The sequence below is a fragment of the Olsenella sp. Marseille-QA0557 genome (genome assembly GCF_965119725.1).
Taxonomy (GTDB): Bacteria; Actinomycetota; Coriobacteriia; order Coriobacteriales; family Atopobiaceae; genus Coprovicinus; species Coprovicinus avistercoris.
This window is the reverse complement of record NZ_CBCPMI010000001.1, coordinates 995,228-1,017,642: the sequence shown is the minus strand read 5'-3', so window position 1 is coordinate 1,017,642 and position 22,415 is coordinate 995,228. Positions and strand designations below refer to the sequence as shown.

Here is a 22,415-nt window from a genome sequence, read left to right as displayed (position 1 = left end):
AGTGCAAAGCTTTGGTGCAACACCTTTTACGCACGACCTTAGTTGAAGTTGTACGCATCCATAATGGGTGTGCGTCCCAGGCGCTTATCCTCGTAGTACTCATACAGGCTGATGCCCAGATAAGACCCGCTGATGTTTACAACATTGTTGTAGCCATTACCCTGCAAGCAGCAGATAGCGTAATAGCTGCGCTGGCTCGAGCGGCAATGCAGGTACACCGGAATATCGCGAGGAATCTCGTCCATACGCTCGCGCAGCTGTGAAAGCGGCACATTGTGTGCGCCGTTGAGATGGCCAGCTGCAAACTCATGTGGTTCTCTCACATCTACGATATAGGCGCCCGATTCAACCAGACCGCGCACCTCATCCACATGCACCTGACGATAGCGTCCGTTAAGAACGTTAAGCGCTACAAGCGCTGCCATATTTACAACGTCTTTTGCTGTGCCAAATACGGGTGAATAGCACAGCTCAACCGACTTGAGATCTTCCAAGGTGCCACCCATAGAAATAAGCGTTGCAACTACATCAATACGCTGAGTTACATCGCCTTTGCCAATAGCTTGAGCACCGAGAACTTTTCCTGTAGGAACCTCAAAGATGAGCTTAAAGCCCATGTAGTGGCTCTCGGGCATGAGGCCAACTTTGTCTGTGGGATATACCAATACAGAATCAAAGCTATAGCCTGCCGCACGAGCAGCCCTCTCATTAAGACCTGTGCAAGCTGCATTCTGTGAGAACACACGTATGCACGAAGAACCGATAAAGCCTTGGTTTCGAGAAGGAATGCCATAGATGCTATCAGCCGCTGCGCGTGCAGCCCACTGGGCAGGTCCTGCCAGCGCCAGTCGACCAGGCTTGTGTGCCAGAGCATCATAGAGCTCAACTGCATCGCCCACTGCATAAATATCAGGATCGCTCGTGCGGAAATCATGGTCTACGCGAATACCGCGTGTCTCACCGATAGTAAGACCTGCCTCTGAAGCAAGCTTCGTTTCCGGCGCAACGCCAACCGCCATTACAACTGCATCAGCAGGAATCTCTCCTGTCGTACCGTCGGTCATAGAAACCTTTACGCAGCCATCCTCAACTGCGGTAACAGTGGTCTGAAGATGCAGGTCAACGCCATTGTCATCAAGCTCTTTATGCAAGGTCTGCACCATATCATGATCATACGGTGCAAGAACCTGATCGAGCCCTTCGATAAGCGACACTGTCTTACCGGCTCGTACAAGATTCTCAGCAACCTCAATGCCGATGAAGCCGCCACCAACAACAGCAACGCGCTCAGTCTCAGGCTTGTCGCAATACGCCTTAAGAGCACGGATATCTGTCACGTTTCGAACAACAAATACATTGTCCCTATCGATGCCTTCGATAGAACGCGGAAGAATTGGTGCTGCACCCGGGGCCAAAACGAGCTTGTCGTAGGCCTCTTCATAGGTTTTATCGGCAACAAGATCATGCACCGTAACCGTATGGGCCTCTCGGTTAATAGCAACTACTTCGCTATTTGTGCGCACCTCAATATCATGCTGCTTTTTAAAAGCTTCGGGAGTCATGAGGACAAGTGAATCAGCGTTGGGCACATCGCCGCTGAGGTGATACGGTAAACAGCAGTTGGAGAACGACACATCATGACCGCGTTCAAAGACTACAATTTCAGCCTTAGCGTCGAGTCGCCGCACACGCGCCGCTGCCGAAGCACCGCCAGCAACACCACCAACCACTACGAGTTTCATAGTTGTCACCCTTCATCTTTTGATTCAGTTCGCGCTGCATTGCTTTGAGTGCAGCACACGCTGAAACATCATAACAAGGGCACAACCCCCACTTTTTATCTCTTCCGTAGACGTAATAGTTGTGCCGGGCAACACACTTGAACTCTGAGAAACGCCAGGACTACAACAACATTTTGACAAATCTTGTTGCATTCGCTCGACGCACCATTACTGAGTTGAAGCTATGGCACAGCGAATCTCATCAAGAAGAGCCTTTGCCTTAGTTCTTCCCTCAAGATATGCCTTGAGGAGTGCTTCGCCACTTGGACTTGTGCCCCCTACTCCCAATGGAGCGTCGGGCGCAATAACCAGCACGCGACCTTGTTCTTCGAGCTCCCAAATACGCTCGCGTTGCGCGTTATATCTTGCAGGCCTTGTCTCAATCGATTCCATGTAATACGGGTAGTTTGCATAGCGACGACGTATAAGCGGCATAAGCGCATTGTTCTGCTCTTTTACATATGAACGCGGCTGTGTAAGCACCACTAAGGCCTTCTGTGCTGGCACATATGACGCTTGCTCAGGATGTGGAAAACCCTCCATACCAAGAGCGGCTTCAACAGCAACCGAATCTGCCGCTCCACCATCGAGATAGCGTCCATCATCCAGCAAAACCTGTTCAGAAACGAGCGGCATCGACGCTGAAGCGATTACTTTGTTGATGTCTTCAGGGAGCTTTTGTACAGGCAAATACGCTGGTGTGCCAAACGCCACATCGGATGCCACTGCCCAAACAGACAGATCAGAGCTGTTATAAGTCTCGTTATCAAAGGGATCGAGCTTGTCTTGGACCTCTCCATACAAGAAATCGTTTCCTGCAATATTGCCTGTACGAGCCAGTGAGAAGAGCGACATCATGCGATTATCGTCACGAAAAGCCAGCAAGATACGCATAGCCCTGCCGATTTGATGTGCTCGAAAACCAATGGCATTCAGAGCTCCAGCGGAAGTTCCCCACACGCTCGAAAACTGCGTTATTCCCTGTTCCATAAGGACATCAAGTACGCCAGAAGTAAAGATACCTCTATAGGCTCCGCCCTCGAGAACCAATGCACATCCTTGTGCCGTGTTTGAAGTTTCAGTCATGAAACCTCCTTTTGCCTCTTTAGAAGCTTTATGCAAAATGCGACTGTCCGAGAACCGAACAGCCGCATTTTTTATGCAAACGCATTGCATATGCCAAGGAATCATACGTCCTTAGACAAGCAATTTAGCGCTCTCCAGCCACAATGGCAACGCCTGCAGAGCAGCCAAGACGATCTGCACCTGCATCCACCATAGCCTGGGCGTCCTCTGCTGTATGGATGCCACCCGATGCTTTGACCTTGCAACGGTCGCCAACTGTTTTACGCATGAGCGCAACATCTTCAGCTGTGGCGCCACCTGTTGAAAAACCAGTGCTTGTTTTTACAAACGATGCACCCGCCTCAACAGCCAGCTCACATGCACGAACCTTCTGCTCATCAGTAAGCAGGCAGGTCTCGATGATAACTTTGACGCACTTGCCATCAGCTGCAGCAACTACACCTGCAATATCATCACGGACTGCATCATCGTCGCCATCAAGAAGCCAACCAATATTGATGACCATATCAACTTCATCAGCACCATCGGCAACGGCACGAGCAGCCTCATGAGCTTTAGACTCGGGCGCCATGGCTCCCAGCGGAAAACCAACAACACAGCAAACTTTGACGCCGCTGTTTGCAAGACGTTGAGCACAAAGTGGTACCCAGCATGTATTTACACACACCGACGCAAAGCCATACTCAATTGCTTCGTCACAAAGCTGCTCAATTTGAGATTTTGTAGCATTTGCTTTGAGCAGTGTGTGATCAATTATGCTGGCAAGGCTCACGATAACAGCCCCCTCACAGTTTCCTTAAAGTCGGCAGCGGTGAGTTTGAATTCCTTCTGCAGGAAGTCAGCGCTACCAACCTGGCCAAAGCGCTCACATACGCCATGGCGCTTAAAGGGTACTGAGATGCCATTCTCAGCAAGTACTGCTGCGACCGCATCTCCCAAACCGCCAACAACACCATGGTTCTCAATGGTTACTACGGCCTTTTTGCCAGCAACCTCAGAGAGAATAAGCTCGGTATCAAGCGGCTTAATGCAGAACATATCAATAACTTCAACGCTCAGGCCCTCAGCAGCAAGCTCCTCAGCAGCATCAAGTGCGTCATGCACGAGCTGACCTGCAGCGATAAGAAGAACGTCACTACCCTCGCGGATAATGTTGCCCTTGCCCATCTCGAAGGTTGAACCCTCCTCATACAGGCGGTGGCAACCCTTACGAGCTGCGCGGACATAGTGGACACCCTCGTCCATCTTGGCAAACTCGCGGATAACCCATTCCATCTCGACGTCATCGGCAGGATCGCAAACAACAGAGCCGGGAATAGTCCTCATAACAGCAACATCTTCCCAGGTGGTGTGGGTGCCGCCATTTGCTGCAACCGTAAAGCCAGGGTCAGAGCCATAGAGATTGATGGAGTTATGAGCGTATGCACCAGACAGATAGATCTGATCAAATGCACGACGAGCAAAGAAGGGACCAAAGGTGTGAGCAAACGGAATAAAGCCCTCAGAGGACAGACCCGCTGCAACACCTACCATGTTTGCCTCAGAAATGCCGCACTGAACATAGCGCTCGGGGTTGGTCTCGCCCAGCTTGGAGGTACCACTTGCACCGCCAAGGTCTGCCTCGAGGCAAACAACCTTGTCATTTGACGCCATAAGATCCTGCAAGGTAGAAACAAAAACAGAACGAGGAGCACGTCCTTCTTCAGTGTGATCTTTGACAAGAGTGAACACTTATGCCTCACTCCCTTCAATGAACTCGTTGAGCTGACGCAGCGCCTCGTCGGCAGCAGCTTTGCAATCAGGATCGCTGAACTTCACAGAATGGTTGCCTGGATAGGTCTCAAAGAATGGAATACCTGCACCCTTGACCGTATCAAGCACAATGCAAACCGCACTGTCTTTGACATCTTCTGCCCACGTTACAGCAGCATCCACAGCCTCAATATCCTGGCCGTTTACGCGCACCGTCTCAAAACCAAAGGCGCGCATTTTCTCGGCGATATCAAACGGATTAATAACGTCCTCAAGAGCACCGTCGAGCTGACGCTTATTCCAGTCGATAATCACAATGCAGTTATTGAGCTTGTAGTTAGCAAGATACTGGAATGCCTCCCAGCACTGGCCCTCATTCAGCTCGCCATCGCCCACGATGAGGTAGACGCGGTTATCGGAGCCCTTCATGCGGAGTGCTGTTGCAATACCGGAAGCGGTAGAAGTTCCCTGACCCAGAGAGCCAGTTGTCATGTCTACGCCCGGAGTTTTTGTACGATCGGGGTGCGAAGGAAGCTTTGTGCCACCCTGATTGAGTGTCATAAGCATCTCGCGATCGAAGAAACCGCACTCTGCAAGCGTGGAATACCATGCGGGACCAGCATGACCCTTGGAGAGAACAACGCGATCGCGCTCCTCCCACTTCGGGTTTTTCGGGTCGTACCTCAGGTGCTTGCCATACAGGACACTCATCAGCTCGACAATAGACATCGAGCCACCCAGATGTCCCGAGCCACAATGCTCGAGCATTTCCAGGATGTCCCTACGAATCTTCGCTGACAACAGCGTAAGCTTCGCAAGCTCTTGCTTATCCAATTCCCACTCCTTTCGAACTTGTTCATCACCTGCGGAATAGATTACACGTATACTCGCAAAAATGAAGGATGAACCCGCTGGGATGGAGCAAAGAAACCTTAGGCTTCAATATTCTTCTCGCGAAGCTTTTCCTCAAGTTCGTTTTTATCAATGATGTTTACAAGAACAATCTTCTGCTCATCTGGAATGTCTTTGATAAAGTCTGCCAGATCGCGGCCAACAACAAACAGATCTGCAGCGCCAGGATGAACATCAGAGGTGGTGGAGTGTGTTACTTCAACACCAGAAATACCCATCTTCTTGAGCACATCCTGAATGTTCATCTCAACCATGAGGCTTGAGCCAAGGCCAGATCCACAGGCACACATAATCTTCTTGACCTTCATGACTTCCTCTTTTCTCCCGTTTTATACGGGTTTCATGCGCACGCAGCGCAGCTTTACAGCTTATTAAAGAGCTTAAAGCACCGCCGGAACCGAGATAATGTATCCCGGACCGGCGGTCTATCTATACCCCGTTATCGGCGTATTTTTCCTTGTGAGGCATCTACCAATTATTCAGCAGATTCCTCAGCCTTCTTGGGCTTAGGAGCAACGTAGTTGTAGATGATAGGAGCTACGAAGAACAGAACAGCAATGATGAACAGCGGCATACCAGGTGTCATCTGAGCAAGGTTGCCGAAGAGCATGCCTACCCATGAGAAGTCTGCATCCGAGAAGGTAGCGCTGACGAATCCGAGTCCGGTAAAGACAGGCATGCAGAGTGCCGGAAGTGCCGTAATGAGCAAACCATGGAAGAAAGCACCTGCAACACAGCCCTTAATACCGCCCTCGGCATTGCCGAAGATGCCGGCGGTTGCACCGCAGAAGAAGTGAGGCACGACGCCCGGAAGGATAAGAGCAACTGGGAACCAATTAGCATTGATAGCAGCAAGGATAACAAGACCAACAATGCCTGCAACAAAAGAAGTAAGGAAACCGATAATGACGGCATTTGGTGCATAGGGGAAAGCGACAGGGCAGTCGATAGCAGGAATTGCACCAGGAACGAGCTTCTCAGCAATACCCTTGAAAGCAGGAACGATCTCGCCAACGATCAGACGGACACCAGAGAGGATGATGTAGACGCCACCGGCAAAAGACATGCCGGAAGTAAGTGCCCACACAACCCAGTTGGTCTTAGTTTCTGTGCCAACATTCAGCAGGGTATTGAGATACTGGAACTGAGTAGGATCTGCGCCCAAGATGCCGCGACCAACCGCAATACCAGTGACGATGACAAACAGCACCATCATAGTAATTGAGATAGAGACGGTGGTATCACGCAGGAAGATGAGGCGCTTGGGGAAGTTGATATCCTCAGTGGACTTGCTGCCCTTGAAGATTCGACCAACGAGACCAGCAAGAGCATAACCAAGGCCGCCGAAGTGACCGAGAGCCACGCTGTTAGAACCGGTGACCTTGCGGAAAGTTGGCTGGCAGTATGCCGGCGAGGTAACCATAATAAAGGCGAGGATGCAGCCGCCTGCAATAATAAGCATGGGGCCTTCAAGACCGCCGATTGAAAGTACTACAGCAAGCATGCAGGCCATATACAGCGTGTGGTGACCAGTCAGGAAGATGTAGTGCATACGAGAAAAGCGTGCAAGCACGATGTTGAGGATCATGCCCAGGCACATGATAAGGGCTGTGTTGGAGCCAAAGTTCTCCAACGCCATCGAAACAACAGCCTCGTTGTTTGGAACAACGCCCTGCATATTAAAGGCATAGTTGAAGACTTCGCCAAATGCCAAAAGCGAACCAGACTGCAGGAACGCAGAACCGGCTTCCAGAACAAGGAAGCCTACGATGGTTTTAATAGTACCGGTTACAATGTCCTCAATTGGCTTGCCCTGCAAGCACAATCCGAGGAGTGAAAGCAGACCAACAAGAATAGCTGGCGTGGACAGAATATTGACAATAAAATCAATGACTGCCATTTCCTCTCCTTTCGACGATCAATACACCACTTCAACCAACTTTTCGCAGACAGGCTCAGGTTTCTGACTGCAACTATGTGAGACACCAACTACTCTTCGGGCTTCTCCTGGGAGACGAAGACTTCAAACACCTCTTCAGGGGTGGCAGCCTCCACAGCCTTTGTAATGTTGGCAGGATCACCAAAAATCGTGGCTAGTTCACGCATTACCTCTATGTGGGAATCAGAATCAGCAGCAGCCAGTGTTACAAGCAGGTGCACATCCGGCCCTTCAGGCTTAAAGCGAACCGGATCGCGCAAAACCGTTACTGCAAGCTGCGCTTTAATGACGCCTTGCTCAGGACGCGCATGGAGAAGAGCGAGATCAGGACAAATAACGAAGTAAGGACCAAACTCTTTAGCGTTATCAATAATGCCGTCGATATAGCGCGACTCTACATAGCCCTGATCAACAAGCGGCTGCACAGCTATATGGACTGCATCCTCCCAATCTTCAGCACAATCGACAATCTGCACATTGTCGTTCTTCAACATCTCCCTCATTGCGCCTGGTCCTTTCTTTGAAAACACGTCATATGGGTAATCCCATGCAAATTAAGTGCTCGGCAAGAAGCCCTAGAGCTCCTCTTTTCTCGCGCTCGTGCATAAATACTACACATTTGATTCGCATTTTTCGGCTTCTTTCCTGTTTTTTCCTGTTTTACTGAAAATAGAAGCCGTGAACGGGCAAATTTAGCCGTGAATGGCTCAGTAACTCAGCTCTCTTTCAGTACGGAAGAACGATTGGGAGCGGTTATGATAAAATTGTCATGATTTTGCGCATATTTCTATTGATGTAGGTTCACCCATTGCTGTTGGGTATTACCATGTGCAAAAGAAGATATACGTTTGAGCAGTACATTAGGGAGCACCGTGTTTCCTAAAGAACGACGAGAAGAGATAGTTCGCATTATTGATACCAACGGCCATGCCACCGTTGGATCACTTGCAGAGCATTTTGGCGTAAGCGTTGACAGTATTCGCAAAGATCTTTCTATCCTTGCTCGCGGTGGCCTCTGTAGGCGTGAATATGGCGGAGCTTTTCGAGTAGATCATGCAGGAGCTGCCGCTCTTACGATGCCCCAATCAATTGTTCCTTCTCTATCGGATCAGCAAGAGCCTCACGCACCTTCTCCAGATAGCACTCCCACCGATCCAATTTCAGAATCTCATGAGATTGCTACTCCTGTGCAGCTGGAGCAAGCACATGCAGCGGAGGTACTCGCCACGGATGAAGGAAGACGGGCTGTTGCGGCGCGTGCGTGGCTTGAAATTAATAATGGCGACGCGGTTTTCCTCGGCGTTTCTCGCACATCTTTGTTTTTAGCTGATTATATTGCCGCTGGCGATAAGACCCTAATCGTTACTACCAATATGATTGATGTCTTGCCGCGGCTCTCTAAAAATCCCAAGGTAACCGCCCTTTCTACCGGTGGTTATCTCAATGTGAGGCTCACTGGCTACACTGGGCCAGCAACCATAAGTCTTCTTGAGCCTCTTCTTTTCTCTAAAGCCTTTATCGGAACCTCAGGCATAAACCTTAATTCAAAGGCAGTTCTTGCAGAAAGCGTAGACGATGGCCGCGTGAATGAGCAGGTCCTACAAAATGCTTCATACTGCTTCCTTCTCGCCGACGCTTCAAAGTTCTCTCCAAGCGGCGGCTACCGCTATGCCTCAATAACCGATTTCAGCGGCATTATTACCGATACCACCGACACAGAAATTCTCTCTGGCATTGCCGCAACCGGAACTCCGGTGCTCTGCTCATAATCAACATCATCTTGCTCTCATTTTGAAGTGCATCTTCAATAAAAACCCTTCTCTTCATTGGTAAAGCACGCTCATGAAGAGAAGGGTTTATGCCGTGGCGTATCTTCGGGAATGCGCCTTATGTCCTAGGCTGTAAGAGTAGTGCGCCCGTAAGCAGCCTTCCAGTTGGCGGTAAACTCATCCACCGCAATGGTGGTATGTGGGTTATCCACAATGTTTTTAAGCACCGATGGCGGAACAGTAATGGCTTGGATACCAGCGCGAATGAGCTGGTGTACCTGATTTACGCTATGGAATGAAGCTGCTACAACCTTTGTAGAGGAGTTCTGGACACGCAGCATCTCAATGAGATCAATGGTTTCGGCAACACCATCTCCGTAGTTAGACATACGGTTTACGTAAGGCGCAAGATAATCTGCGCCGTTAACAGCCGCCATAAAACCAGAGTCTGCAGAGTAAATTGCTGTTGCAAGGGTGTGGATCCCCTCTTCATGGCAGGCTTTAACAGCTTGCAAACCAGCACGATGAACAGGGATTTTTACATACATATTCTCAGGGCGAAGCGAGGCGATGTAGCGCGCTTCTTCCATAATGCCCTCAAAATCCGTTGCAACTACCTGGATAAAAATCTTCTGATCAGTTCGAAGATAATCTACGAGATCAGAAATAACAGCCTCGGGAGACTTGCCACTCTTCGTAATAATCGTGGGATTTGTGGTTACGCCAGAAACATTAAGAAACTGGTCATATTCCTTAATCTCCTCAATGTTGCCAGTATCAAGAATAAGTTCCATTACAAACTCCTTTCAAAGAACGCTCTCTTTCACGCTTCTCTATAGCACTATTATTTCTCATTTCGTATTGAACTTCTATTGTTTTATCGTGTTTGGCTAAAATAAGCCGTGAATAGACGCGATTCGAAGCAAAAGCCATACTCAGTAGAGAGATCGATCGAATTACCGCTCGTTCAATAAGGAGAAACCCTCTCATGTTTTTAGAAGAACGCCAAAATCAGATCGTTTCGCTTCTCGAACGTGAAGGCCGTGTATCCGTAAGCGATTTGGCTGAGCGGTTTTCTGTCACCGAAGATTGCATTAGAAAAGACCTGCGCCATCTCGTTGCCGACGGGAGATGTCGACGTGTTTATGGTGGTGCCACACGTATTGAGCCCGAGGTAAATCGGCGGATAGTCAGTCGTGTTGATACGTTCCGCCCTGAAAAACAAGCTGTCGCCACCAAGGCTCTCGGGCTTATCGGTGAACATCAGGCGGTCTTTCTTGATGCTTCATCCACCAACATCTTGCTTGCTCGCCTTATTGCAAACACAGACATTTCCTGCATGATTGTTACCAATTCGGTAGATGTTGCCCATGAAGCTGCGGCTAATCCGCGCATTAGTGTCGTATGCCCCGGTGGAAACTTTAACAGCGATTACAACGGCTTTATTGGAGCAATGACTGCCTCCATCCTTGAAGGTTTCCGCTTTGACGTAGGATTTCTCGGCGCTGTGGGCATTGATCCTTATTCTGGCGATGTGCTCACGCTTGATTTGGACGATGGTCCTGTAAAGAGAGTCGTACTACAGAATTCTGAGAAGCGTATCTTGCTCTGCACTGCAGATAAACTCGGACATTCAGGATCATTCCGCTATGCCACGCTGGAAGATTTTGATCTTGTCTTGGCCGACGATCCTTCTCAAAAGGCCTATGAGCCACTGCATAAAAATGGCGTAATGGTGCGTTAATACAACAAAGGAGCCCGCGCGCAATGGCAGGCTCCCTTCATCAAAGTTATCTCTGCTCTGCTTAAAGTGAAGTCTGTACCAATTCCGGCGCAAACCCTGCTTGCTTGAGCGCCTGAACAATCTGGCCTTTATGCTCTTCACCATAGGCTTCAATGGTTACGCGCAGTTCCACAGCAGCATTGCGATTAGTGCTTACAAATTGGTTATGCTCAAGCTTAATAACATTGCCATTTTGCTCGGCAATGGCATTAGCAACACGTACCAACATGCCCGGCCTATCAGGCAACAGTACACTCACCGTAAAGATACGCCCACGCTGAATCAATCCGTGCTGTACCACCGAACTCATCGTAATAACGTCCATGTTGCCACCGGAGAGAATTGCCACCACGCGCTTATTCTCGGCAGGCAGATGCTTCAAAGCGGCAACGGTAAGCAGGCCAGAATTCTCGACAATCATCTTGTGGTTCTCGACCATATCGAGAAACGCTACGATAAGTTCTTCGTCGGGAACGGTGATAACATCGTCGAGGTTGTCACGTAAATACGGGAAAACAGCATCGCCAACCTCAAGCACTGCCGTGCCGTCTGCAATGGTGTTTGCAGAAGGTATGCGAACAGGGTGTCCGGCCTCAAGCGCTGCGGTAAGCGAGGGTGCGCCCGCCGGCTCCACGCCTACCACACGAATCTTCGGGTTATAGAGCTTTGCAAAGGTACTCACACCGCAGGAAAGGCCGCCGCCGCCAACGGGCACCAAAATGGTATCGACAAGGGGGAGTTCCTGTACGATCTCCATCGCAATAGTGCCCTGACCAGTTGCTACCACCGGGTCGTTAAAGGGATGAATAAACGTAAGGCCTTCGCGCTCGGCAAGTTTGAGCGCATAGTCGCACGCCTCATCGTATACATCGCCAGCAAGAACGACTTCGGCTCCATAGCCTTTTGTACGCTCAACTTTAATGAGTGGAGTAGTTGTTGGCATAACCACCACAGCTCGAACACCTGCGCGAGAGGCAGCATACGCCACGCCCTGAGCATGATTGCCCGCGCTTGCAGTGATAAGACCATGAGAAAGCTCTTCTTCCGAGAGCGTGGAGATCTTGTAGTAGGCACCACGAACTTTGTAAGCGCCTGTGCGCTGCATATTCTCCGGCTTCAGCCAAACACGATTACCTGAGATGGCAGAAAACGATGGGCTCTCTACCAGTTTTGTCTCTCGGGTAACTTCCCGAACTTTTTCTGAGGCATCTTCAAATGCCTCAAGTGTGAGCATCTCATGCATATGTAGTTCCTCCCCCGAACGTACATGATCACCATTTGCATCGCGTTTGTTTATATTAGGGCAAACACCTTTCTGCCTTGTATCAGAACTGAGATGAAAAGAAAAGAACCTGTCATGGTGCAGACAAACGATAAAACAACGCCTTTATTCTCTATACGCGATGCAAGCGTCGTGCGCGGTGGCACCACCATCTTGCATGTTGATGAGTTTGACCTTGCTGAAGGTGAACATGTGGCCCTGCTAGGTCCCAATGGCGCAGGCAAATCAACATTTATTCAACTGCTTACGAGGGAAGTCTTTCCCCTTTATCGAGATGAACCACCGGTACGCTTTCGCGGACAAGCGCGACCACGCCTTGATCAGATTCGCGCTACGTTAGGTGTTGTGAGCGCTACGATGCATGATCAGGTTCGCGTACACCTCCCGTCCTGGGAAATTGTCTGCGGAGGTTTGTTTGGAACGGTCGGTTTGCCTCTGCATGGCACCGTGACTGCAGATCACCGCGAGCGCGCCTATGACGCTTTGGAGCGTCTTGGCATTGCCGATGTGGCGGAGCGCGACATCATGACGCTTTCCACAGGTCAAGCCCGTCGTGTACTGGTAGCACGCGAGCTCATCCGTGACCCCCAGGTGCTTGTTTTTGACGAGCCGTGCACCGGCTTGGATCCACAAGGTATGTTCCAAGTACGAGAAACTATGCGCACGCTTGCCGATGAAGGTCGCTCCGTCATTCTGGTCACCCATTATCCAGAAGACATAATTCCTCAAATTCAGCGCGTCCTGCTCATTAAGCAGGCCGAAGTGTTTGCCGACGGCCCCAAAGACGAGATACTGACCAATGAGGTTATGAGCAGTCTTTTTGATGTTCCGCTGGAGGTGGGCCACCACGGTGAGTGGTATTCCTTGCGCGGTGCTCACAAATAATGGGATTTGCTCTTTTATTGGACTGTAAATTGGTGTAATGTTCGCTTCATTGAGTAAATGCGAGGACGGGGCGAGTACCGGCCCAACTCATCTCACAGTGAGCAGGCATAGGTGAGAACCTGCGGTGAGCGGCCACGAAACACCCCTGAGCAGCTTGGACGTCTCGTATACGCGCATGGGCCATCCCCCATCGTGTGTGCCACACTCCCAAGCCGGAGCCTACCGTTACAGGCGTCGGGTAGTCATACCTCTCACCTCGCACTTCTCTATATAGAGATGTTTAGGAGGGAGAGAGATGGAGCTTCGCAGCGACGCCATCAAAAAAGGGTTGGCTCGGGCACCTCATAGAAGTCTTCTTAAGGCAGACGGTCTCACCGATGAGGAACTCAAACGTCCATTAGTAGCTGTTGTTTCAGCCCAAAATGAAGTAATTCCAGGTCATCTTCATCTTCAGCAAATTGCCGATGCTGTAAAAGCTGGCATTCGCATGGCCGGTGGTACGCCACTGCAGGTTAATACCATCGGTGTCTGTGATGGCATCGCCATGAATCATGAGGGTATGCGTTTTTCACTTACCAGCCGCGAAGTTATTGCCGACTCGGTAGAGTGCGCCATTCAAGGCCATCAATTCGATGCTATGGTCCTCATCCCCTCCTGCGACAAAATTGTTCCCGGCATGCTTATTGCTGCTGCTCGTTTGGACATTCCGACCGTACTTGTCTCCGGCGGCCCCATGCTTGCAGGACGCGGTCGCACCGGCGAGCAAACCGACCTCAATTCGCTTTTTGATGCCGTAGGACAAGTGACAGCAGGCACGATGAGCGAAGAGGAGTGTCATTGGCTTGAGGGCACTGCTTGTCCGACCTGCGGTTCCTGCTCAGGTATGTTTACCGCCAACTCCATCTGCTGTCTCGCCGAAGCCCTTGGTATTGCACTTCCCGGAAATGGCACCATACCTGCTGTTTATTCCGAGCGCATTCGCCTGGCCAAGCATGCTGGTATGAAGGTTATGGAGCTCGTGGAAAAGGGCATCACGGCACGCCAGATTATCAACGAGCGCTCCATCCATAACGGCATGGTGCTTGACATGGCCTTTGGTGGCTCAACCAATACCATGCTTCACCTCACCGCTATCGCTCGCGCAGCAGGCTGCCCTGTCACTATGGAAGATTGGGATCGCGCATCCGCCGAAACCCCCAATATCGTTCGCATTGCTCCGGCAGGTCCTCTGCATATTCAAGATCTCAATGATGTTGGTGGCGTATCGGCAATTATTGGCGAGCTTGGCCGCACTGGTCACCTCGATTTGACCGCCCTTACCTGCCACGGAACCATGGAAGAATGGGTTGCAGCGTGCCCTGCTCCCGATGGTGAAGTTGTCCGTACCGTCGAAAACGCTTATTCGCCCGATGGCGGACTCAAAGTTATGCATGGCAATCTTGCTCCCGATTGTGGTGTCGTCAAGAAGAGTGCCGTTGCTCCCGAGATGTGGCAGCACTCTGGCCCTGCGCGCGTTTTCAATTCCGAAGAGGAAGCGTGTGAGGCAATCTTTGGCGGAAAGATCAATCCTGGTGATGTAGTAGTTATTCGCTATGAAGGACCAGCTGGTGGTCCTGGCATGCGCGAAATGCTCACCCCCACTTCCGCCATTTGTGGCATGGGATTGGCAAGCTCGGTTGCCCTTATCACTGATGGACGTTTCTCCGGCGCGAGCAAAGGCCCATGCATTGGTCATGTTTCTCCTGAAGCTGCAGCAGGTGGCCCTATCGCACTTGTCGAAGAAGGCGATCAGATCTCCATTGATATTCAAGCAGGTACGCTTACGCTCGATGTTTCCGATGATGAACTCGCACGTCGTCGTGCCGCTTGGGAGCCACCAGCACCCAAATACACAACAGGCGTTCTCTCTCGCTATGCACAGTTGGTTTCGAGCGCAGACAAGGGGGCATACCTTTCATGATTACCACCGAAGAAAAAATTGAGCGCAAGCGCCGTGACATTGAAGGGCGCCCACTTGGCCCTGGTAGTCACACCGAGCATGAAGGCAAAACCATGACGGGTGCTCAGGCCATCATTGCGAGCCTTGAGGCTGAAGGTGTGGATACCATCTTTGGTTATCCCGGTGGTCAAGCCATCAAGATTTACGACGCCCTGTACGACTCAAAGAAGATCCACCACATTCTTGCTCGCCATGAGCAGGCAGCCGTGCATGAGGCTGATGGCTATGCGCGCTCCACTGGCAAAGTTGGCGTTGTGTTAGTTACTTCGGGACCTGGTGCCACGAACACGGTAACAGGCATTGCTACGGCCTATATGGATTCAGTTCCTCTGGTTGTTATTACTGGCCAGGTTACCCGTGGAGTCATTGGTACCGACTCCTTCCAGGAATCTGACATTGTTGGCATTACCATGCCTGTGGTAAAGCACAGCTATTTGTTGCAGTCAACCGATGACCTTACGCGCACGTTCCGTGAGGCGTTCTATATTGCTTCAACTGGGCGTCCTGGCCCCGTGCTTATCGATGTCCCCAGCGATCTTTCTGGGGCAGAAATGGTCTTCCACTATCCCGATAAGATCAGCCTGCCAAGCTATCGTCCCACCTATAAGGGCAACGCAAAGCAGGTTCGCGAAGCCGCACGCTATATTCAGCAGGCTAAGAAACCTCTGATCATGGCAGGCGGCGGCATTGTTACCAGCCATGCCTGCGTTGAGCTTACACAGCTGGCCGAGCGTATGTGCATCCCGGTGGTTACCACCCTTATGGGCAAGGGTGCTATGCGCTGCTCGAACCCACTCAACCTGGGTCCCGTGGGTATGCATGGCTCCAAGTACGCAAATCGTGCCGTAACGGAATGTGACTTGCTCATTGCCGTTGGTGCCCGTTTCTCAGATCGTGTCACCGGCAAGGTTTCTGAGTTCGCACCCCACGCAAAGATTATTCACGTTGATATAGACCCTGCCGAAATTGGCAAGATCGTTCCCGCCGACGTTCCTATTGTTGGTGATGCGCGCGGTGTTCTCGCTGCTCTGAATGACCAGCTTGCTAAGATTGACGCTCAGCCTGTGGGCAAGGAATGGTTTAAAGAGGTTTGCACCTGGCGTGAGCGCTGGCCTTTCTACACAGCAGATTTTGCCGACTATCCCGACAAAATCGCTCCAGAGGTCGTACTCGAACACCTCTCTCAAAAACTTGATCCAGAGGCGAGTATTGTTACCACCGAGGTCGGCCAACATCAGATGTGGGCGCTTCAAAACATTCATCGCGAGCATGCGCGTACCTTTATTTCTTCCGGTGGCTTGGGCACGATGGGCTTTGGCTTCCCCGCTGCCATCGGAGCAAAGATCGCCTGTCCAGAAGATGAGGTTGTCTGCATTGCCGGCGACGGTTCTTTCCAGATGAACTTGCAGGAAATGGCCACTGCAATCGTTAATAACGTGCCCGTAAAGGTGCTTATTATCGATAACCGCGCTCTGGGCATGGTGCATCAGTGGCAGCACCTTTTCTACCACGACCGCTACTCATCCACTGAGCTTGCTCCAGTGCCAGATTTTGTTGCTCTGGCTCAGGCGTATGGCTGGCAAGGTGCTCGCATCACTCATCCTGATGAGATCGACGATGCTCTTGACGCCATGCTCGCCAGTGATGGTCCGTATCTGCTGGATGTGATTATCCCCACAATGCAGACGGTTTACCCCATGGTTGCACCTGGTGCCGCCCTTGATGACATTATCGGCGCTCTCGATGTAACCCTTGGTGGTGTACGCATTACCCAGAAGGGTTTTGACGATGCAGATGCCGCAGCATCGGTTCGCCACGTCAGCGATGACGACTCCGATAACTTTGATGATGAGGTGTCCGATGAGGAAGGAGGCGACGAGTAATGAAGCACATTCTCTCGGTACTCGTTGAAAATAAGAGCGGTGTGCTCTCCCGAGTAACTGGCATGATTTCTCGCCGCGGTTTCAACATTGATTCTCTTTCCGTAGCCCCCACCGAAGATGAGACTAAATCACGTATGACCATTGTGGTCGATGCCGATAGCGTTGGATTTGAGCAGATTTGTAAGCAGCTTCATAAGCTCGTAAGCGTATTTAAGATTCTGGACCTTACGGGCACTGATGCAGTTGAACGTGAGCTCATACTTTTCAAGGTTAATGCCGCCCCTGACCGCCGTCACGAGATCATTGAAATCGCCAATATCTTCCGCGCAAAAGTGGTAGATGTGGGCAAGAACTCACTGACCGTTGAAGCAACGGGCACCCAATCTAAGCTTGATGCTATGGAAGATCTCTTCCGTGGTTACGGCATCAAGCAGCTCACACGCACCGGCAAAATTGCTATGTCGCGTGGCTCGCACGATTAGAGGGCTAAAGAGAGTTTGGGGCTCTTTACACCCAACCGCCTACCAACATCAGAGCTTCCGGTAGGCCACCTGTGGTACCAAACTGCAACACTCCGTTGCAGTTTGAGGTATAGCGAAGGAAAGAAGGAACAAGAATGGCAGTAACGATCTACTACGAGGCGGATGTCGATCCAAGCATAATCCAAAGCAAGAAGATCGCCATCATTGGCTACGGCTCTCAGGGCCATGCTCATGCTCTTAACCTTATGGACTCCGGCTGCGATGTTCGCGTTGGTCTCCGCGAGGGCTCCAAGAGCGCCGAGAAGGCTCGCGAGGCTGGCCTCAAAGTCATGAGCATGGATGACGCTGCTGAAGAAGCTGACTTCATCATGATCCTCACGCCCGACGAGACACAGCCCAAGGTCTACGAAGAACACATCAAGGACCACCTCAAGGCTGGCGATACCCTCGCATTTGCTCACGGCTTCAACATTCACTACGGCTACATCAAGGCTCCCGAGGACGTTAACGTTGTTATGTGCGCACCCAAGGGCCCGGGCCACATCGTTCGCCGTCAGTTTACTGAGGGTTCCGGCGTGCCTGATCTCGCATGCGTTTATCAGGATGCCACGGGCGATGCCTGGGATATCGTCCTCTCCTACTGCTGGGGCGTCGGCGGTGCTCGCTCCGGCATCATCAAGGCAACCTTCAAAGAGGAGACCGAAGAGGACCTCTTTGGTGAGCAGGCAGTGCTTTGCGGCGGCCTTGTTGAGCTTGTCAAAGCTGGTTTCGAGACCCTTACCGAGGCTGGCTATCCTGAAGAGCTTGCATACTTTGAGGTGTATCACGAGATGAAGATGATCGTCGACCTCATGTATGAGAGCGGCATCCACTTCATGAACTACTCAATCTCCAACACCGCAGAGTACGGCGAATACTATGCTGGCCCCAAGGTTATCAATGCCGAATCCCGCAAGGCTATGAAGGAGATTCTTGCTCGCATTCAGGACGGCAGCTTTGCTCAGGAGTTTGTTGACGATTGCAACAACGATCATAAGTGGCTGCTCGAGAAGCGTGAAGAGATCAACACACACCCCATCGAGAAGACCGGTGAGAAGATCCGCTCTATGTTCAGCTGGATTAAGAAGTAGGCATATGCACTAACTACGTGCTCTGCATATACTCGTACCTCGCAAGCTACGATATATACAGCAAAGCGGCCCGGACATGACTGTTCGGGCCGCTTTATTGAATAAATAGTCCAATGCCAATCCAAGCGTTTGGCTAAAGATTGCTTAAAAATCCCCTAAAACATCGTCTTTGCCATAGGTCAAACTGTACGCAGTCTCAAGGGCGCGAAGCAGCTCGCGTACATCTTCCTCATCCATCTTGCTCAAACTCTTAGCAAGATTGGAAACACCACCGGTATTGCGATCATGAGCATGTTCTATGCCTGCATCAGTACAGGTTGCAATAACACGCCTACGATCATGTGGGTCTTGGACGCGTACTACATATCCTTTGGTTTCGAGTGAATCAAGAATGCGAGTCATTCGTGGGCGGGAGTAGCCTAACCGGGCTGCCAAATCAGATGGACTCATACCGTTTTCTTGACGTGAGAGAAACTCTAAAACAGGGTCCTCGCCCATTGACATGCCGTAGGCGGTTCCAATAGAACCCTTTGCAACTCCACGAGAATACATTATGAGTTGTTTTGCCGCAGCCTCATAATCCATTTCTTCGCTACTCAACCTCCCTCGATATTCAAGACGCATTTTTGACCATCCCATTTCACGATGTTTAATATTAGCAATAATTTGACTATTTTTCAGTACTTTCAGATTTCTGCACACGCTTCAGCATGGTAAGAATTTCGTTTGCAAAGCCATCATGATTATTGTCTAACCTTGTGATATGCGCAGCAGCTTCGCGCAATTCAAGCGGTGCATTTGCCATCGCCCAGCTTTCAGGCACAGCTTGCAGCATATCAATATCGTTGCGTCCATCGCCAAAAACCATGGCTTGTATAAGCTCAACATTGAGGTGTTTGCACACACACGTAATTCCTACTGTTTTGCTCACATGTCCATCCATGATTTCGCACAATATCGGCGAAGATCGCACAACTTTAAGATGAGGAAACGCAGCACTAAGCTCCGCCTCTGCCCGCTCAATAGCATCTGGTTCACCGACGAGCAGATATTTATGAATCCCCTGCGAAGCTATTACATCTTGAAGATTAACCTCATGCGCCTGCACGCCCACAACTGTCTCTTCGCGTTTCACACGGGCATCCGTCCGATCGGCAACAAACCAATTATGAAAGCCATACGCCATCACTGTGAGCTCAGGGTATGTACGAGTAATAAATGCGTAGGTTTCATTTGCTTGGCTGGTGTCGATCGGACAGGATAACAACTCTGTCCCATTCCCATCGATAACGTACGCACCGCTATAACAAATGGTGGGACCCGTGCAATAAAGCTCCTGGCGAATGACGTCAAGAGCTTCTGGCATGCGTGCGGATACGAGCACAAGAGGTATATACCGCTTATGCAGCTCGAAAGCCGCAGCTGAAGTAGTTTTAGTAACACAATGATTGGTGTTGAGGATTGTTCCATCAACATCAGAAAACACAACTGACGGAGTCCATGCTTGAGTGGCTAAACTGCTGGGTGTGTACATTTCAATCACTTTGAAGACACCTCTTTAGAAGGAGTCTTCTTGGTCATTTTTTGCTCGCGATGATGCTTATTGCTATCTTGCTTAGCCTTTTCCAGATTAATACCAGCGGCATCTAATATAGCTTCCACATTGCGTCGTGCATTGTTGGTGCCTATCTTCAGCACTAAGGCTGCTATACCTCCAAGCACAGCAAGCACTATGCCCAACACTCCAAATCCAGTTCCTCCACCCATCGAGAAGCCCCAATAAGCCACTATGATGCCTATAACGAGGAGAGAGCAGGCGAGGCGCAACCAAGCACTTAGCTGTTGAATAGCATTTGTTTGAAGTTGTGCCTCACGAACGAGATCTTTTTTAGACCATCCGTTTGTATCGAGTGATTTAAGTGGCTTCATGGGATAGAAACTCCTTAACTATGAGGCCCGAGCTGCACGTACTCCAGCTCGGGCAAACATAGACAATGGTTTTATTAGCTCACCGTAGCAATTGTGGCAGCGCCGAAGAATCCGCAGGCAGAACCAACGAAAGCGATAACCAAGAGGATAAGCATTGCAACGATAGGACTTACCTTCTTCCTGGCCATGAGCCACCAGCAGAAGACGGTAAAGAGCAGCGAGAGCAAACCAGGATAGATACTCGTAAGCGTGTCCTGTAGAGGACCATTAGGCAGCTGAAGCGCCGTGGTTACCGATACCCACGTTGCATCTACGGCACCAATAACAATCGTGCCGACCATAACAATTGCCTGACGGAGCGCAGTGGCGTTTGGTCCAACAAGCGCCTGAACAGCATCGCCACCGAGCTTATAGCCACGATAGTAAGCGAAACGCATGCCGAAGAATGCAAGGAGGTTCCAAACAACAATATAGAAAATTGCGCCAAGTGGATTGCCGCCCTGGGAAAGACCCATGGCAATACCAAGCAAAATAGGAATAAGCGTGCCAACAATAAGTGAGTCGCCAATGCCAGCAAGAGGACCCATAAGGCCAGCGCGAATACCGTTGATGGTATCGTCATCAACCGGCTCGCCGTTTGCACGTGCCTCTTCAAGACCAACCGTAACGCCAACAATCATGGTGCCAATCTGCGGCTCAGTATTGAAGAATGCTGAATATGTCTGAAGGGCCTTTGCCTGATCCTCTTTCTTATCGTAGAGATCCTCAACAATAGGAAGCATTGAGACAAGGTAACCAAAGGTCTGCATGTGCTCCTGAGAGAAGCAGGTAAGGTTGCCGTAATACCAATTACGGAAAGACTTGCTCAATGCTTTCTTGGAGACTCTGCGGCCGCCCTTTGCCTCGACGGTATTCTCAGCCATTAGATGTCCTCCTCTTCTTCATCGTCATCAGCAGAAGTGGTGAGCGCAGCAGCTCCGCCACTGCTTACGTGATCGATCTTTGTCTTAAGCGTGGTGATCTCATAGTTGATAAGTGCGAAGAAGCAAGCGATTGCAGAAGCAGCAATAAGGTTGCAGCCAAGCACTGCAGCGAGAGTGAAACCAAAGAAGAAAGAGAGCCAATCGGTAGGCTTATTGATAACTTGCTTCAGCAGGATAGCGATACCAACGCAAGGAAGCAGCGAACCAACGGTGAACAGTGTCTTCAGAGCCAGGCTGTCCATAGGCAGTGAATTCAAGACATCGGATACTGCCGTGCCACCAACTTTCACAATGATCAACGTTGGCAAGAATGAGCAGATGAGGTGCGAAATCCAAGGCAGAACCGTATCGACAAGATAGAGCTTGTGCGTATCGCCCTTTTCAAGCCATTTCCAACCCATGGACTGCCAAATCAGGTTGAGCGTAGCGGTGCCATAAAACAGGATTGCACCGAGTGTGCCGCAAGCTGCACCAAGAGTAGTTGCAGTGCCAATAGCAGCTGGGCTGCTTGGATCAATAGCAAGTTCAGGATTGCTCTTAATTGCAATCATTGCCAGAGGAATACCAATGTAGCATGCTGCACGAACATCAGCAGAAACCGTGCCACCAGGGGTAACCAGTGCGATATAAACCACCTGAATAGCAGTACCGACAATAATGCCGAGTGTAATATCGCCCAAGATAATGCCGACCACCAAACCGGCAACGAGGGGTCGACCAAGGGTGTAGTTACCAATGGTTGTACCGCCCATACCTGGCATTGATGCCAGGCAGGCAAACACACCAAGCAGCGCCGCTTGGAACCAACTAATCTCCATTA

Annotated in this window: 22 protein-coding genes; 7 read left to right on the top strand and 15 right to left on the bottom strand. The window is 50.5% G+C overall.

Going from position 1 to position 22,415, the window contains the following annotated elements; genetic code table 11:
- Positions 1-38: 38 nt before the first annotated feature.
- The 8 genes from ACQY6Y_RS04595 to ACQY6Y_RS04560 all read right to left on the bottom strand — a co-directional run bounded on the left by ACQY6Y_RS04595 (position 39) and on the right by ACQY6Y_RS04560 (position 7,973).
- Positions 39-1,742, bottom strand: coding sequence for an FAD-dependent oxidoreductase (locus ACQY6Y_RS04595; RefSeq protein WP_428379131.1), 1,704 nt, complete (start codon positions 1,740-1,742; stop codon positions 39-41).
- Between the two features lie 207 nt (positions 1,743-1,949).
- Complete coding sequence (locus tag ACQY6Y_RS04590) at positions 1,950-2,867, bottom strand: patatin-like phospholipase family protein (RefSeq protein ID WP_428379130.1); 918 nt, start codon at positions 2,865-2,867, stop codon at positions 1,950-1,952.
- 124 nt (positions 2,868-2,991) lie between these two features.
- Positions 2,992-3,639 carry a deoxyribose-phosphate aldolase gene (gene deoC / locus ACQY6Y_RS04585; protein WP_428379129.1) on the bottom strand — a complete coding sequence of 216 codons (648 nt, stop codon included), beginning with the start codon at positions 3,637-3,639 and terminating at the stop codon, positions 2,992-2,994.
- Entirely contained in the window at positions 3,636-4,598 is a 963-nt protein-coding gene (locus ACQY6Y_RS04580) for a transketolase family protein (RefSeq protein WP_428379128.1), read from the bottom strand. The genes deoC and ACQY6Y_RS04580 overlap by 4 nt, the downstream gene beginning before the upstream one ends.
- The gene (locus ACQY6Y_RS04575; protein ID WP_428379951.1) at positions 4,599-5,495 is read right to left on the bottom strand and encodes a transketolase; all 897 of its coding nucleotides are present in this window, start codon (positions 5,493-5,495) and stop codon (positions 4,599-4,601) included.
- A 56-nt stretch (positions 5,496-5,551) separates the two neighbouring features.
- Positions 5,552-5,839 (bottom strand): PTS sugar transporter subunit IIB, encoded by a 288-nt coding sequence (locus ACQY6Y_RS04570; RefSeq protein ID WP_428379127.1) that lies wholly within the window; start codon positions 5,837-5,839, stop codon positions 5,552-5,554.
- Positions 5,840-6,006: 167 nt separating this feature from the next.
- On the bottom strand, positions 6,007-7,431 hold the full coding sequence (locus tag ACQY6Y_RS04565) for a PTS ascorbate transporter subunit IIC (RefSeq protein ID WP_428379126.1): 1,425 nt from the start codon (positions 7,429-7,431) through the stop codon (positions 6,007-6,009).
- Positions 7,432-7,520: 89 nt separating this feature from the next.
- Positions 7,521-7,973, bottom strand: a complete 453-nt coding sequence (locus ACQY6Y_RS04560; RefSeq protein ID WP_428379125.1) for a PTS sugar transporter subunit IIA — start codon at positions 7,971-7,973, stop codon at positions 7,521-7,523.
- 369 nt (positions 7,974-8,342) lie between these two features.
- Here ACQY6Y_RS04560 and ACQY6Y_RS04555 point away from each other — a divergent pair, with 369 nt between their 5' ends.
- On the top strand, positions 8,343-9,239 hold the full coding sequence (locus ACQY6Y_RS04555) for a DeoR/GlpR family DNA-binding transcription regulator (RefSeq protein ID WP_428379124.1): 897 nt from the start codon (positions 8,343-8,345) through the stop codon (positions 9,237-9,239).
- A gap of 125 nt (positions 9,240-9,364) precedes the next feature.
- On the opposite strand, the gene ACQY6Y_RS04550 is transcribed toward ACQY6Y_RS04555, so the two are convergent.
- Complete coding sequence (locus tag ACQY6Y_RS04550) at positions 9,365-10,033, bottom strand: transaldolase family protein (RefSeq protein WP_428379122.1); 669 nt, start codon at positions 10,031-10,033, stop codon at positions 9,365-9,367.
- Between the two features lie 194 nt (positions 10,034-10,227).
- On the opposite strand from ACQY6Y_RS04550, the gene ACQY6Y_RS04545 reads away from it, so the two are divergent.
- On the top strand, positions 10,228-10,983 hold the full coding sequence (locus tag ACQY6Y_RS04545) for a DeoR/GlpR family DNA-binding transcription regulator (RefSeq protein WP_428379121.1): 756 nt from the start codon (positions 10,228-10,230) through the stop codon (positions 10,981-10,983).
- 61 nt (positions 10,984-11,044) lie between these two features.
- On the opposite strand, the gene ilvA is transcribed toward ACQY6Y_RS04545, so the two are convergent.
- A complete protein-coding gene (gene ilvA / locus ACQY6Y_RS04540) occupies positions 11,045-12,265 on the bottom strand; it encodes a threonine ammonia-lyase (protein ID WP_428379120.1) in 1,221 nt (406 codons plus the stop codon).
- A 114-nt stretch (positions 12,266-12,379) separates the two neighbouring features.
- On the opposite strand from ilvA, the gene ACQY6Y_RS04535 reads away from it, so the two are divergent.
- The 5 genes from ACQY6Y_RS04535 (at position 12,380) to ilvC (ending at position 18,683) form a co-directional block, all read left to right on the top strand.
- Positions 12,380-13,189: an ABC transporter ATP-binding protein gene (locus ACQY6Y_RS04535; protein ID WP_428379119.1), complete on the top strand. Its 810-nt coding sequence runs from the start codon at positions 12,380-12,382 to the stop codon at positions 13,187-13,189.
- A gap of 295 nt (positions 13,190-13,484) precedes the next feature.
- A complete protein-coding gene (gene ilvD, locus ACQY6Y_RS04530; protein WP_428379118.1) occupies positions 13,485-15,149 on the top strand; it encodes a dihydroxy-acid dehydratase in 1,665 nt (554 codons plus the stop codon).
- On the top strand, positions 15,146-17,071 hold the full coding sequence (gene ilvB, locus ACQY6Y_RS04525) for a biosynthetic-type acetolactate synthase large subunit (protein ID WP_428379117.1): 1,926 nt from the start codon (positions 15,146-15,148) through the stop codon (positions 17,069-17,071). Before ilvD ends, ilvB begins: the two co-directional genes overlap by 4 nt.
- Entirely contained in the window at positions 17,071-17,553 is a 483-nt protein-coding gene (gene ilvN, locus ACQY6Y_RS04520) for an acetolactate synthase small subunit (RefSeq protein WP_428379116.1), read from the top strand. Before ilvB ends, ilvN begins: the two co-directional genes overlap by 1 nt.
- Before the next feature lie 134 nt (positions 17,554-17,687).
- On the top strand, positions 17,688-18,683 hold the full coding sequence (gene ilvC / locus ACQY6Y_RS04515) for a ketol-acid reductoisomerase (protein ID WP_428379115.1): 996 nt from the start codon (positions 17,688-17,690) through the stop codon (positions 18,681-18,683).
- Between the two features lie 144 nt (positions 18,684-18,827).
- Here ilvC and ACQY6Y_RS04510 read toward each other — a convergent pair whose 3' ends face one another.
- From ACQY6Y_RS04510 to ACQY6Y_RS04490, 5 genes are all read right to left on the bottom strand, one after another.
- Positions 18,828-19,322 (bottom strand): MarR family winged helix-turn-helix transcriptional regulator, encoded by a 495-nt coding sequence (locus ACQY6Y_RS04510; protein WP_428379114.1) that lies wholly within the window; start codon positions 19,320-19,322, stop codon positions 18,828-18,830.
- Positions 19,323-19,353: 31 nt separating this feature from the next.
- Positions 19,354-20,217 (bottom strand): HAD family hydrolase, encoded by an 864-nt coding sequence (locus ACQY6Y_RS04505; RefSeq protein WP_428379950.1) that lies wholly within the window; start codon positions 20,215-20,217, stop codon positions 19,354-19,356.
- Positions 20,218-20,222: 5 nt separating this feature from the next.
- Entirely contained in the window at positions 20,223-20,612 is a 390-nt protein-coding gene (locus ACQY6Y_RS04500) for a hypothetical protein (RefSeq protein WP_428379113.1), read from the bottom strand.
- A gap of 74 nt (positions 20,613-20,686) precedes the next feature.
- A complete protein-coding gene (locus ACQY6Y_RS04495) occupies positions 20,687-21,535 on the bottom strand; it encodes a PTS system mannose/fructose/sorbose family transporter subunit IID (protein WP_428379111.1) in 849 nt (282 codons plus the stop codon).
- Complete coding sequence (locus tag ACQY6Y_RS04490) at positions 21,535-22,413, bottom strand: PTS mannose/fructose/sorbose/N-acetylgalactosamine transporter subunit IIC (RefSeq protein WP_428379110.1); 879 nt, start codon at positions 22,411-22,413, stop codon at positions 21,535-21,537. The genes ACQY6Y_RS04495 and ACQY6Y_RS04490 overlap by 1 nt, the downstream gene beginning before the upstream one ends.
- Between the last annotated feature and the right edge of the window lie 2 nt (positions 22,414-22,415).

Coding starts and splice junctions, on each gene's coding strand:
- ACQY6Y_RS04595 (WP_428379131.1), bottom strand. CDS start 1,742: ATGAAACTCGTAGTGGTTGGTGGTGTTGCTGGCGGTGCTTCGGCAGCG.
- ACQY6Y_RS04590 (WP_428379130.1), bottom strand. CDS start 2,867: ATGACTGAAACTTCAAACACGGCACAAGGATGTGCATTGGTTCTCGAG.
- ACQY6Y_RS04570 (WP_428379127.1), bottom strand. CDS start 5,839: ATGAAGGTCAAGAAGATTATGTGTGCCTGTGGATCTGGCCTTGGCTCA.
- ACQY6Y_RS04565 (WP_428379126.1), bottom strand. CDS start 7,431: ATGGCAGTCATTGATTTTATTGTCAATATTCTGTCCACGCCAGCTATT.
- ACQY6Y_RS04560 (WP_428379125.1), bottom strand. CDS start 7,973: ATGAGGGAGATGTTGAAGAACGACAATGTGCAGATTGTCGATTGTGCT.
- ACQY6Y_RS04550 (WP_428379122.1), bottom strand. CDS start 10,033: ATGGAACTTATTCTTGATACTGGCAACATTGAGGAGATTAAGGAATAT.
- ACQY6Y_RS04545 (WP_428379121.1), top strand. CDS start 10,228: ATGTTTTTAGAAGAACGCCAAAATCAGATCGTTTCGCTTCTCGAACGT.
- ilvA (WP_428379120.1), bottom strand. CDS start 12,265: ATGCATGAGATGCTCACACTTGAGGCATTTGAAGATGCCTCAGAAAAA.
- ACQY6Y_RS04535 (WP_428379119.1), top strand. CDS start 12,380: ATGGTGCAGACAAACGATAAAACAACGCCTTTATTCTCTATACGCGAT.
- ilvD (WP_428379118.1), top strand. CDS start 13,485: ATGGAGCTTCGCAGCGACGCCATCAAAAAAGGGTTGGCTCGGGCACCT.
- ilvB (WP_428379117.1), top strand. CDS start 15,146: ATGATTACCACCGAAGAAAAAATTGAGCGCAAGCGCCGTGACATTGAA.
- ilvN (WP_428379116.1), top strand. CDS start 17,071: ATGAAGCACATTCTCTCGGTACTCGTTGAAAATAAGAGCGGTGTGCTC.
- ilvC (WP_428379115.1), top strand. CDS start 17,688: ATGGCAGTAACGATCTACTACGAGGCGGATGTCGATCCAAGCATAATC.
- ACQY6Y_RS04510 (WP_428379114.1), bottom strand. CDS start 19,322: ATGGGATGGTCAAAAATGCGTCTTGAATATCGAGGGAGGTTGAGTAGC.
- ACQY6Y_RS04505 (WP_428379950.1), bottom strand. CDS start 20,217: ATGTACACACCCAGCAGTTTAGCCACTCAAGCATGGACTCCGTCAGTT.
- ACQY6Y_RS04500 (WP_428379113.1), bottom strand. CDS start 20,612: ATGAAGCCACTTAAATCACTCGATACAAACGGATGGTCTAAAAAAGAT.
- ACQY6Y_RS04495 (WP_428379111.1), bottom strand. CDS start 21,535: ATGGCTGAGAATACCGTCGAGGCAAAGGGCGGCCGCAGAGTCTCCAAG.
- ACQY6Y_RS04490 (WP_428379110.1), bottom strand. CDS start 22,413: ATGGAGATTAGTTGGTTCCAAGCGGCGCTGCTTGGTGTGTTTGCCTGC.